Annotated in this window: 14 protein-coding genes; 4 read left to right on the top strand and 10 right to left on the bottom strand. The window is 69.3% G+C overall.

From position 1 onward, the window contains the following. Positions 1-16: 16 nt before the first annotated feature. From METY_RS15855 to METY_RS15845, 3 genes are all read right to left on the bottom strand, one after another. Positions 17-1,936, bottom strand: a complete 1,920-nt coding sequence (locus tag METY_RS15855; protein ID WP_103122360.1) for an extracellular solute-binding protein — start codon at positions 1,934-1,936, stop codon at positions 17-19. Beyond that, positions 1,933-3,813: an extracellular solute-binding protein gene (locus tag METY_RS15850; RefSeq protein WP_103122359.1), complete on the bottom strand. Its 1,881-nt coding sequence runs from the start codon at positions 3,811-3,813 to the stop codon at positions 1,933-1,935. The genes METY_RS15855 and METY_RS15850 overlap by 4 nt, the downstream gene beginning before the upstream one ends. A gap of 183 nt (positions 3,814-3,996) precedes the next feature. Beyond that, positions 3,997-5,070 carry a c-type cytochrome gene (locus METY_RS15845; protein ID WP_103122358.1) on the bottom strand — a complete coding sequence of 358 codons (1,074 nt, stop codon included), beginning with the start codon at positions 5,068-5,070 and terminating at the stop codon, positions 3,997-3,999. Positions 5,071-5,299: 229 nt separating this feature from the next. Between METY_RS15845 and METY_RS15840 the strand changes: the two genes are divergently transcribed. Together METY_RS15840 and METY_RS15835 are read left to right on the top strand one after the other, a co-directional pair. After that, complete coding sequence (locus METY_RS15840; RefSeq protein ID WP_103122357.1) at positions 5,300-6,070, top strand: 3-deoxy-manno-octulosonate cytidylyltransferase; 771 nt, start codon at positions 5,300-5,302, stop codon at positions 6,068-6,070. After that, positions 6,067-6,942: a prephenate dehydratase gene (locus METY_RS15835; protein ID WP_103122356.1), complete on the top strand. Its 876-nt coding sequence runs from the start codon at positions 6,067-6,069 to the stop codon at positions 6,940-6,942. Before METY_RS15840 ends, METY_RS15835 begins: the two co-directional genes overlap by 4 nt. A 32-nt stretch (positions 6,943-6,974) precedes the next feature. Here the strand turns inward: METY_RS15835 and METY_RS15830 are convergent, their stop codons facing one another. Further along, positions 6,975-8,159, bottom strand: coding sequence for a glycoside hydrolase family 5 protein (locus METY_RS15830; RefSeq protein ID WP_103122355.1), 1,185 nt, complete (start codon positions 8,157-8,159; stop codon positions 6,975-6,977). Then, positions 8,153-9,208, bottom strand: a complete 1,056-nt coding sequence (locus METY_RS15825) for a glycosyltransferase family 4 protein (protein WP_103122354.1) — start codon at positions 9,206-9,208, stop codon at positions 8,153-8,155. The genes METY_RS15830 and METY_RS15825 overlap by 7 nt, the downstream gene beginning before the upstream one ends. A gap of 95 nt (positions 9,209-9,303) precedes the next feature. On the opposite strand from METY_RS15825, the gene METY_RS15820 reads away from it, so the two are divergent. Beyond that, complete coding sequence (locus tag METY_RS15820; protein ID WP_103122353.1) at positions 9,304-10,716, top strand: lipopolysaccharide biosynthesis protein; 1,413 nt, start codon at positions 9,304-9,306, stop codon at positions 10,714-10,716. Here METY_RS15820 and METY_RS15815 read toward each other — a convergent pair. After that, positions 10,673-11,395: a WecB/TagA/CpsF family glycosyltransferase gene (locus METY_RS15815; RefSeq protein WP_160147370.1), complete on the bottom strand. Its 723-nt coding sequence runs from the start codon at positions 11,393-11,395 to the stop codon at positions 10,673-10,675. The genes METY_RS15820 and METY_RS15815 overlap by 44 nt on opposite strands. 334 nt (positions 11,396-11,729) lie before the next feature. On the opposite strand from METY_RS15815, the gene METY_RS15810 reads away from it, so the two are divergent. Continuing rightward, positions 11,730-12,167, top strand: coding sequence for a class I SAM-dependent methyltransferase (locus METY_RS15810; protein WP_244593691.1), 438 nt, complete (start codon positions 11,730-11,732; stop codon positions 12,165-12,167). A 4-nt stretch (positions 12,168-12,171) separates the two neighbouring features. Here the strand turns inward: METY_RS15810 and METY_RS15805 are convergent, their stop codons facing one another. From METY_RS15805 to METY_RS15790, 4 genes are all read right to left on the bottom strand, one after another. After that, entirely contained in the window at positions 12,172-12,684 is a 513-nt protein-coding gene (locus tag METY_RS15805; protein ID WP_103122351.1) for a hypothetical protein, read from the bottom strand. 55 nt (positions 12,685-12,739) lie between these two features. After that, complete coding sequence (locus METY_RS15800) at positions 12,740-13,636, bottom strand: LysR family transcriptional regulator (RefSeq protein WP_103122350.1); 897 nt, start codon at positions 13,634-13,636, stop codon at positions 12,740-12,742. A 15-nt stretch (positions 13,637-13,651) separates the two neighbouring features. Further along, positions 13,652-14,662: a YeiH family protein gene (locus METY_RS15795; RefSeq protein ID WP_103122349.1), complete on the bottom strand. Its 1,011-nt coding sequence runs from the start codon at positions 14,660-14,662 to the stop codon at positions 13,652-13,654. Between the two features lie 90 nt (positions 14,663-14,752). Further along, positions 14,753-15,595 (bottom strand): C40 family peptidase, encoded by an 843-nt coding sequence (locus tag METY_RS15790; protein WP_103122348.1) that lies wholly within the window; start codon positions 15,593-15,595, stop codon positions 14,753-14,755. Positions 15,596-15,599 lie beyond the last annotated feature (4 nt).

Genomic DNA, 15,599 nt, shown 5'->3' with positions numbered 1-15,599 from the left:
TCAAGGGTCCAAGCGCTCACGCCTTCACCCCAGCCTTGGCCGCCTTGTCCGCGTCCCACCACCAGGTCTCCATCGTCCCGCGCGTGAACCGCGGCTTCTCCGGCGGACGGCCGTAGGCGTCCCAGTAGGCGAGCGTGTGTGTGTCCTTGTACCAGGCCGGAACCCACAGGCGCAGCGCGCGCAGCACGCGGTCGAGCGCGCGGGCGGCGACATGAAGCTCGTCCCGGCTCTTGGCCGCGATCATGGCCTCGATCAGCGCGTCGACGGCGGGGTTCGCGACGCCCGAAAGGTTCTGGGAGCCTGGCAGGTTGGCGGACTCGGAGGCGTAGACCTGCCGCAGGCCCTCGCCCGGCGTCGGGTCCATGCTCATGCGGCGACTGACGACGTCGAAGTCGAAGCTGTTGGTGCGCTGTTGATACTGCGCGGGGTCCACCTGCCGGATCGTCCCTTCAATTCCAAGGACCTTCAGGTTCTTGATAAAGGAATTGAGGTGCGGCTCGAACGAGGGTTCGAACTCCAGGAACTCGATGGTCAGCGCCTCTCCGCTCGCGTTGACGGCGCGACCCTCCTTGATGGCCCACCCGGCCTCACGCAGCAGCCGCGCCCCCTCGCGCAGCCGCGTGCGGTCCTGGCCCGAGCCGTCGGACACCGGCGGGACGATCGGCTCTCCGAACGCCTCGTCCGGGATCTTGCCCCGGAACGGCTCGAGCAGCGCGAGCTCCGCCCCTTCCGCCGGCCCCGTCGCCATCATCTCCGGCGCGCCCTGGAAGACCGAGACGGTGCGCTTGTAGGCCCCGAACATCAGGTTCGCGTTCATCCACTCGAAGTCGAAGGCGAGCGCGATGGCGGCGCGGGTGCGCGGGTCCTGGAACTTCGTCCGGCGCAGGTTCATCCACAGGCCCTGCGCGCCGGAAGGCGTCAGGTCCGGCAGCGTCTCGCGCTTCACTTTGCCCTCGCGCACGGCCGGGAAGTCGTAGCCGGTCGCCCAGACGCGGGAGGTGAACTCCTCGCGGAACAGGTAGGCCTTGCCTTTGAACGCCTCGAACGCGACCGCGCGGTCGCGGAAGAACTCATAGCGCAGCGCGTCGAAGTTCCATTGGCCGGCGTTGACGGCGAGGTCCTTCGCCCACCAGTCGGTCACGCGCTCGAAGGTGATGGCGCGGCCGGGCTCGACGCGACCGACCTTGTAGGGGCCTGAGCCCAGCGGCGCCTCCATGCCGGCGGCCTCGAAATCGCGGGTCGCGTACCACGCCTTGGAGAAGATCGGCAGGCCAGCAAGCGTCAGCGGCAAGTCACGGGTGCGCCTCGGCGAAAGGCGCAGGACCACCGCGTCCTCGGCCTCGACCTCGACGGCGTCAAGGTCGCGGATCGCCTGCGCGATCAGAGGGTGGCCCTTGGCCTTCAGCGTCTCGAAGGACCACTTCACGTCCTCGGCGGTGAGGCGCGAGCCGTCGTGGAAGCGCGCCGCGGGGTTCAGGCGGAAGCGGAAGGCGAGGCCGTCCCCGGAGACCGCGACCGACGTCGCGACGAGCCCGTAGAGCGCGTCCGGTTCGTCGAAGGCGCGCGCCATCAGCGTGTCGAAGGTGAGCTGCATCCCCTGCGCGCCGTCTCCCTTCAGGATGAAAGCGTTCAGAGTGTTGAAGGTGGTGAAGCTCTGGTTCAGCGCGGTGGTCGAGGGCGTCTGCGAGAACGAGCCGCCCTTGGGCGCGTCCGCGCGCACGTAGTCGAAGGCTTTGAAGCCGGGTCCGTACTTCAGGTCGCCGAACGCGGAGAGTCCATGACGCTCCGGGCCGAAGGCCTTGGGATCGCCCTCGACCGCCGCGGCGGCAGCAGGCGCCCCCTCCGTTTCGGCGCGGGCGGCGCACGGAAACAGCCCGAACGCCGCGGCCGCGCCGGCGTAGGCGAGCGTCGCGCGACGGGTAAGGCCGTCGCTCACGATCGGCCCCCCGTGGCCTTCGCCTTCTCCGCGTCCCACCACCACACGGTGGGGAACAGCGCGCCGCGCGGCGGCAGATTGTCGGGCCGCGCGAAGCGGTTCCAGCGGGCGGTTCGGTCCTCCAGGCTCGTGAACTGCGGCACGACGTAGTTGTGCGCCAGCAGCACGCGGTCGAGAGCCTTGGCGGCGGCGGTCAGCTCTTCCCGATCCTTGGCGAAGATGATCTTGTCGATCAGCGCGTCGATCCCGGCGTCTTTGATCCCGACGAAGTTCTGCGAGCCCGGCCGGTCGGCGGCCGCCGAGCCCCATTGGTCGCGCTGCTCGTTGCCCGGCGACAGCGACTGGCCCCAGCCGACCGTCACCATATCGAAGTCGAAGGCGCGGATGCGGTTGATGTACTGGCTGTCGTCCAGCAGCCGCTGGCGCACCTCCACGCCCAGCCGCTCTAGCGCCGGCGCGTAGAAGCTTAGGATCCGCTCCGAGCTCGGGTCGCGATAGATGAACTCGACCGTCATGCGTTCGCCGGTCTTGGCGTTCACGAGCTTGCGGTCCTTCACCTCCCAGCCCGCCTCCCGCAGCAGACGCAGCGCCTCGCGCAGGTTGGCGCGGCTCGCGTCCGGCGATCCTCCGACCGGATTGACGTAGGGCGTGGTGAAGACCTCCGGTGGCACCTTGTCCTTCAGGCTCTCCAGGATCGCGCGCTCCTTGCCCTCAGGCAGACCTTTCGAGGCGAGCTCCGTGCCGTAGAAGTAGCTGTCGATCCGGACATACTGTCCGAACATGATCGTCTTGTTGATCTCTTCGAAGTCGAAGGCGAGGTTGAACGCCCGGCGCACCCGCGGGTCCTTGAACTTGTCGCGGCGGATGTTGAAGGCGTAGCCCTGCATCCGCCCGGACTGGCTGTCCTTGAAGGTCTCGAGGGTCACGCGCTTTTCAGCCACGGCAGGAAACTGATAGGCGGTGGCCCAGTTCTTGGCGCTGTTCTCCTCGCGCCAGTCGTACTGGTCGCCCTTGAACGCCTCCACGAGCACCGTGGAGTCGCGGAAATAATCGAACCGCAGCTCGTCGAAGTTGTTCACGCCCTTGCGGACGTTGAGATCCTTCGCCCAGTAGTCGGCGACGCGCTCGTACGAGATCCAGCGGCCCGGAGCGAAGTCCTTCACGCGGTAAGGGCCGGAGCCGACCGGTTTTTCGAGCGTGCCGTCCTCGATGTTCCGCTTCCGGCCTTGGGCGTCGGTTCCTTCCCACCAGGCCTTCGGAAGCACCTGCAGCTGGCCCATGATCTGCGGCAGCTCGCGGTTGCCGGGACCCGAGAAGGTGAAGGTGACCTCGCGTTCGCCCGTTTTCTCTCCCTTCGTCACGTCCTGATAATAGAAGCCCATCATTGGGTTGATGCGCTTCAGCGTCTCGAACGACCAGATCACGTCCTCGACGGTGACGGGGGAGCCGTCGTGGAACTTCGCCTCGGGCCGCAGCCGGAAGGTGACGGACGACCAGTCCGCGGGATGCCGAACGCTCTCGGCGATAAGCCCGTACTCCGTCGCCGGCTCGTCCAGCGCGTCTGTCATCAGCGTGTCGTAGAGCAGCGCCGCGCCGGCCGCCGGATTCCCCTTGCGAATGAAGGGATTGAGGCTGTCGAACGTGCCCTGCGTGGCGAGCCGAGCGACGCCGCCCTTGGGCGCGTCCGGGTTGACGTAGTCGAAATGTGGGAAGCCCGCCGGGTACTTCACGTCGCCGAACAGCGACAGCCCGTGCTTCCAGACGTCCGCCGCGGGAGCCGCCGGCGTCGTCGGGGGCTGCGTCGCGTCCTGGGACTGAGCGGCGGAGCCGAGCGCGAGGCTCGCGACGAGAAGGACGGCGGACAGGCGGAACGTCATCGGCGGGCGTGATCCTCTGCAACGCGTCGCGGGGCGCGCGCCCGCGGATTATGTCGCGAGAGGAGGCGGCTTAAAGGCGAGCGTCAAGGCCGCGCGCGATCATGAGGACGTGACGGAGGCCCGCGGACATGAAAAAGGCCGGGCGCGAGCCCGGCCTTTTCGAGAGGCGTCAGCCCCAGAGGGTCACTTCGGCTGCTCAGCCGGAGGGGTTGAGCCCGGCTGGCCGGGCGCGGGGCCTCCCTGCGGCGCCGGAGCGGCTTCGGCCGGAGCCGCGGGCTTGGCGTCGCCCCCGCCCGCCGCGCCAAGATCGACCGGCGCGTCGGAATTCTTGTTGAGGTAGGCGATCAGAGCCGCGCGCTCCTCGGGGCTCTTGATGCCCGCAAAGGCCATCGACGTGCCCGGAACGTAGGCCTTCGGATTTTCGAGCCAGTGGCTCAAGTTTTCGACGTCCCACACCTTGTCCGACGTCGCCTTCATCGCGGCGGAGTAGCCGAAGCCCTCCATGTGCGCGTGCTTCAGCCCGACGATGCCGTAAAGGTTCGGGCCGGCCTTGGCCGGGCCGCCCTTGTCGAAGGAGTGACAGGCGCCGCACTTCTTCGCGACCTGCTCGCCCTTCTTCACGTCGGCCGCCGCGACCAGCGCCTTGAAGTCGCCGCCGCCGGCCGGCGCCGCCGCGCCCTTGTCGCCGCCCGCGGCCGCGGGCTTTTCGCCTTCCGCGGGCGCCGCCGGAAGCGGCTGCGGGCTGTCAGAATTCTTGTTGAGGTAGGCGAGCAGGTTCGCCCGTTCCTCTGGGCTCTTGATGCCCGCGAAGGCCATCGAGGTGCCGGGAATGTAGCCCTTCGGGTTCTCGACCCAGTGGTCGAGGTTCGCAAAGTCCCAGGTCTTGTCGGTCGTGGCCTTCATCGCCGCGGAGTAGCCGAAGCCCTGCATGTGGGCATGCTTCAAGCCCACAATGCCGTAAAGGTTCGGACCAGCCTTGGCCGGGCCGCCCTTCTCGAACGAGTGGCAGGCGCCGCACTTCTTCGCGGCGGCTTCGCCCTTGGCCGGATCGGCCTTCGCGAGCCTGGCCTCAATCGGAGCCGCGGCCGCAGCCCCGCCGCCGCCGCCACCGGATTCGTCCAGCGCCGCCACTTCGTAGCCCGGCTTCTCGGGTTCGTGCTGGCCAAAGACAAGGCCCGCCACCGCGTTGAGCGTCAGCGTCACGGTCAAGGCGCCGAGCACGGCGCCGGCGATCTTGTTCAGCTCGAACGAGTCCATCTTTCCTCCGCGATCGGCGGCGGCTTCGCTCCGCGCCGTTTTTTGGCCATTTCCAGAAACCTGCGTCAACGCGCGGAGAAACCACGCCGTTCAGCATGTCGAGGCGGGAGGACGCTACCCGCTTTTGCGGAACCGCTGCAACTCGGCTATCACGCCGCCGCCATCATTATTCGCGGCCCGCAAGGGCCTTTAGCGGCCATTCCGCCGTCCGAGCGCCGAACATTTTCCGATGCCGACCCTTCGAAACCACCCGCGTCCGCTGGTCCTCGTCCCGGCCCGCCTCGCCGCCACCCGCCTGCCCAACAAGCCGCTCGCCGACATCCACGGCGAACCCATGATTCTCCACGTGTGGCGACGCGCGGTGGAGGCCGGCGTCGGCCCCGTCGTGGTGGCCACCGACTCCGAGGAGGTGCGCGACGTGATCGTGGCCGCGGGCGGCCAGGCGGCGATGACCCGGGCCGACCACGCCTCCGGTTCGGACCGTATTCACGAGGCCTTGGGGGTGGTCGATCCGGACCGGGATTTCGACGTAATCGTGAACGTGCAGGGCGACCTGCCGACGCTCGATCCCGCGGTCGTGCGCGCCAGCCTGCTGCCGCTGCAGGACCCCGAGGTCGACATTACGACCCTCGTGGCGGAGATCGTGCGCGACGAGGAAAAGAACGCGCCGAGCGTGGTGAAGATGGTGGGCGCGGAGATCGCGCCCGGTCGCTTCCGCTGCCTCTACTTCACCCGCGCCACCGCGCCGACCGGTCCCGGGCCGCTCTACCACCACATCGGCCTCTACGCGTACCGCAGGACGGCGCTGGAACGCTTCGTGAAGCTGCCCCCCTCGCCGCTGGAGACGCGGGAGAAGCTGGAGCAGCTCCGCGCGCTCGAGGCCGGCATGCGCATCGACGCGGTCAAGGTCGACACCGTGCCGCTCGGCGTCGACACGTCGGAGGATCTCGAGCGCGCCCGCACGCTGCTGATCCACGCCGCGGAGGGCGTTCCGTCGTGACCCCCAATCCCGTCATCGCCCGCGAAGGCCGCATCGCCTACCAAGGCGAGCCGGGCGCCAACTCGCACATGGCGGCGGCCGAGGCTTATCCGGAGATGGACGCTCTGCCCTGCCGCACCTTCGAGGACGCGCTCGCCGCGATCGCCTCGGGCGAGGCGGCGCTCGGCATGATCCCGATCGAGAACTCCGCCAACGGTCGGGTGACCGACATCCATCACCTGATGCCGAACGCGGGTCTGCACATCGTCGGCGAGTTTTTCATGCCGATCCACCACCAGTTGGTGGGCGTGCGCGGCGCGACGCTCGGCACGCTGAAGAGCGTCCAGAGCCACGTCCAGGCGCTCGGCCAGTGCCGGAAACTGATCCGCTCGCTGAAGCTCGAAGCGGTGGTCGGCGCGGACACGGCGGGCTCCGCCCGGGAGATCGCCGAGGCCGGGGATCCCACTCGGGCGGCGCTCTCCTCGCGGCTTGCGGCCGAGATCTACGATCTCGACGTGCTGGCCGAGGACGTGGAGGACGAGGCCAACAACACGACGCGCTTCGTCGTGCTCGCGCCGGAGGCGCAGCCCGCGCCGCGGGGCGGCGACCTCACCGTCACGACCTTCGTGTTCCGCGTGCGCAACATTCCGGCCGCGCTCTATAAGGCGCTCGGCGGCTTCGCGACCAACGGCGTCAACATGACGAAGCTCGAGAGCTATCAGCTCGACGGCGCCTTCACGGCCACCCAGTTCTACGCCGACGTCGAGGGCCATCCCGACGATCCAGCGCTCGCCCGGGCTCTGGAGGAGCTCGCCTTCTTCTCGACCGAGCTGAAGATCCTCGGCGTCTACCCCGCGCACGAGTTCCGGATCGCCAAGCGCGCTGCGGAGTAGCAGGTCACGCCCGCCTTCGGCGAGGGAGCGCTCTAGGGGGCCGTCAGCCGTAGCGCATTGAGGAAGCGCGGGTCGTAACCGCCCTGCCCGTCGTCTAGGCCGTAGGGGCCGCGGCTCGGCACCCACAGCGTCCACCCCCAGCCCCGCGTTTCGACGGCGCGGGTCACGGCCTCGAGCCAGGCGGCCCGCGACGCGACATCGTCGGGGAGGCCGTCCGCTTTTGCGGCGCCGAACTCCGTCAACACGATGCGCTCGGCCGGAATGTTGCGCGCTCGCCGCCAGCGTTCCAACGCGTCGAACTGCATGCGCACCTTCGTCGCGTCCCACTTCTCGACGAAGTAGTAGCGGATCGCCGCCTGGGCCTCGAGGGTAAGCGCGGTCCGGCCGGCGCCGCGTTCGACCGCTCGGGCGAGCAGGACGTCGAGCCGCTCGGGAGCGGCCGGAAACGGCAGCCCGGCGATCAGCGGCATGATCGGCAGAGTCCAGCCGCTGCCCTGGTGCGTAAACAGGAACGGCTCGTAGAAGTGCACGCTGACGAGAGTCTTGGGGTCGGCGAGCAGCGCGTCGCTCACGCCGCCCAATCCCTCGATCTTGGACCAGCATCCGCCGGTGACGAACAGCAACAGGTCAGGGGCCTCCGTCCGGATCCGCGCGACGAGGCGCTCCTGGTAGGCGGTCCAGTCGACCTTGCCTTCGGCCGCGCAGGCCTGCTGCGGCTCGTTCATCGCCTCGATCGCGATCTGCCCCCGCCGGTTCCTGAGGATCCGGGCGACGCGGCCGACGATCTCCGTGTAGCGCTTGAACCGCGGGCCTTCGAGCCCGTCGAGCTGGTCTTCCGGGATCTGGCCGTTCAGGCCCGGCGCGGTCAGCGTGACGATGACGCCGAGCTTCTCCCGCCGGAAACGATCGACCAGCGCGAGGAAGGGATCGCGGAAGGTCGTCCAGCGGGCCGAGGCGGGATCGTCGAGGAAAGGACCAAGGTCGATCGTGAGCCGGACGTGGTCGAAGCCCATCGCGGCGAAGGTCGAGGTCCGGTAGGCGGTCGCGCCGCCATCGGGGTCCGGGTAAGGCTCGGCGGCGTAAGCCCCGTCCACCACTCGCGGGAACAGATAGATGTCGGGAAGCCCGGCTCCCTTGGCGAACAAGGGCTCGGCCCGCGCCGGGACCGCCGCCAGCGCGAGCACGGCGACGACGAGTGCGAGGACGCGGATCACCATGGCGGCGCCGGGAGATCCCGCCCGTCCAGAAGCTCCATGTACTGGGCGCTCATGCGCTCCCGGGCGTAGCGTCGAGAGACTTCGTCGGCGAAGGCGGCGCGGCGGTCGGCCGAGGGCGAGTCGTCCAGGGCGCGGGCCAGCGCCAGACGCCAGGCGGCGACGTCATGCGGCGGCGCAAAGGCCACCGGCGGCGCGGGCTCCTTCGAGGCCAGGACTTCGCGCAGCACCGGAATGTCGGAGGCGACGATCGGCGCGCCCGACATCGCCGCCTCGACGGCCGCGAGCCCGAAGGTCTCCCAGACCGAGGGGAAGGCGAAGAGGTCGGTCGCCGCGTAGAGATCGGCCACATCCGCCGGGGCGACTCCGCCGAGGAGGCGCAGGCGGTCGGCGACGCCATAGCGTTGGGCGAGCGCCGTCAGCATCTCAGCGTCTCCGCCGTGGCCGGCGATCGCAAGCGTCGCGCCCGGAACCGCCGGCAGCGCTTCGATCAGCACCGATTGGTTCTTTTGCGCGGTCATCCGTCCGACGTTCAGAATAAGCGGCGCTCCTTCGGGAAGGCCGAAGCGGCGGCGGGCCGCCTCGCGGCCGGAGAGAGCCCGCGGCGCGTCGAGCCCGTGCTCGATCAGCCGCATGTCCCTGCGGTATCCCGCGGGGTAGCTTTTGAACTCTTGCAGCGTGAACGCCGTGTTCGCCACGTTGACCGAATAGCGGCCCGCCGTCCCGACCAAGCGGTCCGCCAGACGCACCAGAGCTTGTGTCTCGCCGGGCGTGCAGGTCTGGTGAACGATGCGAAGCTTCCGACCGAACAGCCCCGCAAGGATGCATGCCGTCGCCTGATAGGTGAAGATGGCGTCGTGGTCGTCGCGGGCAAGCCGGCGCGCCATCGCGATTGCGGCCTTGATCTTTTCGGCCTTGCCAAGATCCGGTCGGTCGAACAGCAGCACAGTGTCGACCGTGACGCCGCGCCGGCCGAGATCCTCCGCGATCATGTCGGCCAGCGTCTTCACGCCGCCGAGCTCGTCGGTGTGGAGGATCTGCAGAACTCTCATGCGGCGGAACCTCGTGGCGGGCGGCGGACCGTCGAACCTCTTCCTAACGTTCGCACGTTAAGGTCGCCCTGCCGCGACGGCCAGAAAGGCGTTTCGTGAAGGATTCGAACCTCGTCCTCTATTTCGGCTCGCGCGTCGTCTCCGCCGCCGGCAACCTCGTGTCCGTCGCGCTGTTCACCCGGCTCGTCAGCCCGGCGGAGTACGGCGTCTACGTGCTGACGTTCGCCTGGGCGATCATCGTCTACGGCTTCGCGACGCAGTGGATGAAGTTCGCGTATTTCGGCGTCTACCGCGCCGCGCAGGCGGAGACGATCGTGGCCTCCTACGCCCGGCTTGTGGGCGCGGCCACCCTCCTCGTCGCCCTCGGTCTCGGCCTCGCGGCGGCCTTGGGCGGCATGACGCCTGAGTTCGCCGCCGCGCTGTTCGGCCTGTTCTTCGGCATGACCGTGTACGAGGCGTTGGTTGAAGTCGCCCGCACGCGGCTGGCGGCGCGGGCCGTCGCTCTGTCCATGATCTTCCGCGCTGTGTTCTCGCTCGTGCTCGGCTCCGTCGCGCTGACGCTCGAGCCGACCGCGATTTCGCTTTCGATCGCGATCGCGTTCGCGCACCTGATCGCCGCCGTTCCGAGCGCCCTTGCGGTCAAGCATTTCGTCGGAGCGCCCGCCGCCCGGGACGCCGCGGCGACTCTCGCGCGCTACGGCTGGCCGCTCATCCTCTCGTTCGGCGTGATGGCGGTCGGCCAGACCGTCGACCGGCTGATGATCTCCTATTTCGCCGGCGACGCGACGCTCGGCCCCTACGGCGTCATCGCCGACCTCATGCGGCAGAGTTTCATGGTGGTCGGCGAATCCATCGCGCTCGCGCTCATCACCGTCGGCAAACAACTCGCGGACGAAGGCCATGAGGCCGAGTCGGACGCGGTCATGCGCCGCGCCTTCCAGGCCTGCCTCGCCGCCGCGACCTTTGGGGCCGCCTTCTTCGTGGTCTTCGGCCATGACCTTGCGCGCCTCGCCCTCGGCGAGCCCTTCGCCCAACGCGGCTACGAGATCATCCCGTACTTCGCCGTCGCCTTCTGCTTCATGACGCTGAAGAACTTCTACTTCTCGCAGGTCATCTTCTTCGCGAAAGCAGCCCTGCTCGAGTTCATCATCGCCGCCGTGTTCGTCGCGACCTCGGCGGCGATCGCCCTGGCGCTCGTGCCGTCGCAGGGCGCGATCGGCGGCGCCATCGCCCTGATGATCGCGCATGGGGTCGCGACGCTCGCCGCGGCGCTCCTCGGTCGTCGCCTGCGGAAGCTGCCCGTGGACCTCACCGCGCTCGCCGTGATGCCGGCGGCGGCGCTTGGCGTCACGCTCGCGGCGCTCGCGATCGACGGCTGGAGCCTGCAGCCGGTCGCGGCGCTCGCCGCGAAGACCGCGCTGTTCGCCGCGGCGGTCGGCGCGATCGCCCTGCGGTTCGACCTCTTCAGCCTCGCCCGCGGCCGAGCCGCGCGCGGATCACCCGCATGACGAACAGCGGGTTGCCGAGCACGTAGCGCTTGAACAGCCGGCGGGGCTCGAGCATCAGCCGCCACAGCCATTCGAACCGGTACTTCCGAACGAAGGCCGGCGCGCGGCGCTTGCCGTGCGACATGAAGTCGAACAGCGCCCCGGCGCAGATCGCGGCCTTGCAGCCCATCGCCTCGAGATGCGCGGCGGTCCAGATCTCCTGCCGCGGCGCTCCCATGCAGACGATGACCAGGTCCGCGCCGGACGCGCGCACCTCGGCCGCCACCTCATCGCCCCGCTCGTCCGGAAAGTAACCGCCGCGGGCGCCGACGTAGTCGTGTCTCGGCGCGATCTTCCGGAATGCGATCTGCGCAAGTTCCGCCACCGCGGGACGGGCGCCCAGCAGGAACACCTTCAGCCGGTGCTCCGTCTCCGCCAGGAACCGCGGCGTCATATCGGTTCCGTTGAGATTCTCAGGAAACGGTTCGCCGTGGATCCATTTCGCCGCCAGGTCGACGCCGACGCCGTCGTTGAGCAGCAGGCTGCGATCGAGCGCGGCCGTCAGGCCCGGATTCCGCGACGCGATGTTCGAGATGTGGGCGTTGAGAAAGCAGATCAACGCCGGCTCGGGAGCGGCGACCGCGCGATCCATAGCCGCGACCGCTTCGGCGCGCGTCGCGGCCAGCACTTTCAGCCCCAAGATATCGATTTTTTTTGCCATACGGAGCGTGCGGTGCGGAAACGGCGGGCGGGTGTCTGTACAGTGTCATCGTCGCTGGCTTGCAGCCGACCGTCACTCCAAAAGGCGTCGAATCGACATGTTTCTAGGGACCGACGACCAAAGCGTATACCGCAACCGTTTTCGTATGAAGCGGTTCGGGCAACTTGTAGTGATAATCGACGAGATAATAAAGCAAAAAGGTCGCTGCAATATTATCGACGTCGGCGGTCGATTTGATCATTGGAACGCTTTGTCGGATATTTGGGGAGGAAGACCTCTCCATGTAACACTGGTGAACCTGGAAGCGGAAAGCGTGACGGACCCGCATTTCACCAGCCTCGCGGGCGACGCCTGCAACCTGAAGGAGCACGCGGACAACAGCTTCGATCTCGCCTACTCGAATTCGGTGATCGAGCACGTCGGGCAGTGGTCGAACCAGAAGCGCATGGCGGCTGAGACGCGACGCGTGGCGCCGCGGCATTTTATCCAGACGCCGAACTACTGGTTCCCGCTGGAGCCGCATTTCCGCACGCCGTTCATCCACTGGCTGCCGCGGCCGTGGCGCGCCCTGATCGTGCAGGCCAAGGCCTGCGGCTTCTACCCGAAGGCCGCGAACGCCGACGAAGCCAACGCCATCCTGCAGGACGCGATCCTGCTGAACGCGCCGTCCATGGCCGCGCTGTTCCCGGACTCGACCATCGTGAAGGAACGGGTCGCGGGTCTGACGAAGTCGCTGATCGCGGTGCGCTGAGGGCTTACGCGCGGAACCAGCGCCGCGCGACCGCCCTGGCGCGGTCCGCCGCCGCGACGCCGAGGCGCCACGCCCGGCTCCCATGCAGCCAGGCGAGCGCGCGGTCGCGGACGTCGGCGACGAAGATGTAGCCGGTTGCGAACCATGGGATCGTCATCAGCTTCGGCTTGCCGAGATGCAGGACCCGCTCGGAGGTGAGGATGCTGAGCAGGTGACAGGCCGCCAGGGCCGCGCCGCCCTCCCAGGGGTGGCCGACCGCCATCCAGTAGAGCGACAGCGCCTTCAGCGGTTCGATCAGCAGGAACGGCACGGCGAGTAGCGCCAGCACGACGTAGGGCGGCGCTTCCGCGATCGCCCGCCCCAGGCGCTGGAGAAGCGCGAGCCGCCCAAGCCCGCGGAGGACCGGCCGCACCAGCGGGCCGAGCAGCCGGTCGAGCGCGCGGTAGGTCAGCACGGCGACGGCGATCGGCGCGGAGACCGCGGAGCGCGCCCATCTGCTTGCCCGGTTCGGGGGCACGATCAGTTTCCCCCCGCCGCGAACACAGCCCAGATCCACGAGGCCAGCAGGCTGTTCACGACGCGGCGCCCCCGGGACCGGCGAGCAACGCCAGGAAGGCGCGCTCCGCCTGCGTCTCATAACGCTCGACGCGGCGAAGCGCGAAGAACGAGCGGCTGGGCAGCGGATAAGGCACGGCGACGAGCGCGCCGGACGCCAGCGACGGGGCGGCCACCAACGTCGACAGCACGGTCGCGCCTGCGCCGGCCTCGACCGCGGCGCGGCAGGCCTCGTTGGAGGGGAGCTCAAGCGCGATCTCCCGGTCGCCAAGCGAAAGTCCGGCGGAAGCGAGCGCCTGCTCGAGGATCGCGCGCGTGCCGGAGCCCGGTTCGCGCAGCACCCAGCGCGCGGCGGCGAGATCGGCGCGGCCGACGCGCCTTCCGTCGCTCCAGGGATGCGCGCGGCCGACCACCAGGGCGAGGTCGTCCTTCGCCACCGGCGCGATCGACAGGGTGCGGTCGTCAACCGCTCCCTCGACCACGCCGACGTCGGCGGCGCCGTCGCGCACCAGGGCGGCGATCGTCTCGGTGTTGCCGATGGCGAGCGTCAGCGCGACGCCGGGATAGGCGGTCCGGAAGCGTTGCATCAGGGGCGGCAGCCAGTAACTCGCCACCGTCTGGCTCGCCCCCAGCGCGAGCCGACCGCGCTTGAGGCCCGCAAGATCGGCCAGCACTGTTTCGGCGGCCGCCGCCCGGGCGAGCACCGCCCTCGCCTCCGCCAGGAACAGGCGGCCGGCTTCGGTGAGGGCGATGCGCCGGCCGACCCGGTCGAACAGCTTGGCGCCGTACCGCGTCTCGAGCGCCGACACCGCCGCGCTCGCCGCCGACTGGGTGAGGTGGAGCGCCTCCGCGGCCTTCGTGACGTGCTCGCGTTCGGCGACGGCGACGAAGATCCGAAGCTGCTCCAGCGTCATGCGCGTCCGGGGGGTTCAGGTCGTCAGCTTGACCAACGCCAGGCTGAAGCTCGCGATGAAGAGGAACGAGGCGAGCCCCAAAAGCAAGGGCCGCAGTCCCTGCTCGCGCAGTTTGACCAGGTCGGTCTCGAGCCCCATGGCGGCGAGCGCGACCGCAAGCAGCGCCGGCGTCGCTTCGATGGCGAAGGTCTTGGGGACGGCGGGAAGAGCGACGAGGCTGTTGAGCGCGACCAGCGCGACGAAGCCGAGCACGAACCACGGGAACGGCGCGCGCGCCCCGGGGTCGCCGCTGCGCGCCATGTAGACCCCCAGCGCCGCCACGACGGGCGCCAGCATCATCACGCGGGCGAGCTTCGCCACCACGCCGAACTCGCCGGCTTCCGAGCCCTGCTGGAAGGCGGCGGCAACGACCTGCGCGATCTCATGGATCGAGGTGCCGGACCACAGTCCGTAGGCATGGGCGTCGAGGCCGAGGGGGCTCGCAAGATGGGGATAGGCGAACATGGCGATCGAGCCGAACACCGTCACGCAGGCGACAGCGTAGGCGACGTCCTCGTCACGTCCGCGCACGGCCGTGTTTGCGGCCAGAATGGCCGACGCTCCGCAGATCGAGGTTCCCGCGGCGATCAGTTGCGTGAGCCGGGCGTCGACGCCGAGCATCCGGCCGAGCGCGATGGTGGCGAGAAAGGTCGCCCCGAGCGAGGCGGCGATGATCGCGACGCCGCCGGCGCCGACCTCGGCCACCTGGCCGACGGTGAGCTGCAGGCCGAGCAGCACGATCGCGAAGCGCAACACGCGACGCATCGCAAAGACGACCCCAGGGCGGAGGTCGGGCAAAGGCCCCAGTGCGGCGCGGACCACGACCCCGAGGCCGAGGGCGAGGATCATCGGGCTGAACGACCCGAGCCCCGGCGCGAGCCTCACGCCATAGGCGGCGGCGGCGACCAGCCCCGCGAGCGCCAAGCCCGGCGCGAGAGTCGCAACCGGCGAACGCCCATGTGGAACAGCGACACTGACGTGGGCCAAAGCGATCTCCCTGCGCGGACGCAGGACGATCTCACTCCGCTTTCAATCAATCCAACGCATTGGTTGCGTCAGAACGTTCGGTCAAAGCGATCAAATCCGCTTAATGCTGGTGACAGGATCGCCTCCCGCCGCAATGCGCGCGATGGCGGCCTGCAGCGGCTCCAGAGTCACCGCCATCGCGTGGCCGTTGGCGTGCACGATCGTGTCCTTGTCCCGGACCAACGCGACGTGGCCTTTCCAGAACAGGAGGTCATTGCGGCGGACGTCGCTCAACGCCACCGCCTCGCCTAACGCGCCCTCCTGCATGTCGGCGTCGCGCGGCGCCGCGATCCCGCAGGCGGCGAGCGAGATTTGCACGAGGCCCGAGCAGTCGAGCCCGAGGCTGGTGCGGCCGCCCCAGAGGTAGGGGGCGCCGACGAAGCGCTCCGCAACGGCGGCGGGATCGCTCTCGAAGACGTCGACCGGCGCAAGATGGGCTGCGATGGCGTAGGCGCCGGTGTCGAGCACCGCGAAGCGGCCGTCGAGGTCGGCGACGCTCACCTTGGCGCCCATGGAGAGCGCATCGGCGGGCGGCGTCTTGATCGAGGGTTCGGGGAACAACAGCGTCCGAAGGGCGGCCACGCGGTGGGTGGCGCCAGGACCGAGATCCGCCGACAGCGCGGCGGCGGGCATGTAGCCGACATACCCGTCGAGCGCGAGCTGCACCCAGGCCCAGCCCTCGAGCTCGTCGTAGACCACCACCTCCTCGCCGAACAGCGCCTCGGTCTCGAGGCTCGCGAGCGGGTTGGGCGCGCGGCGGAGGCCGGCATGGCCGACGGCGACGCGCCGGCGGTCGCCCTCCACGAAGCGGAGCGCCTCCACGCGGCCCTTGAGATGGGCGGCGGCGACGTCGGGACGGGCGGGGGTCAGGCGGCGGTCGAGGGGCGTCTTCATCGCC

Origin of the sequence: Methylopila sp. Yamaguchi (assembly GCF_002897035.1) — a bacterium.
Lineage (GTDB): Bacteria > Pseudomonadota > Alphaproteobacteria > Rhizobiales > Methylopilaceae > Methylopila.
Note: the sequence above shows the minus strand (reverse complement) of the source record. Positions and strands in the feature narration are given on the sequence as shown.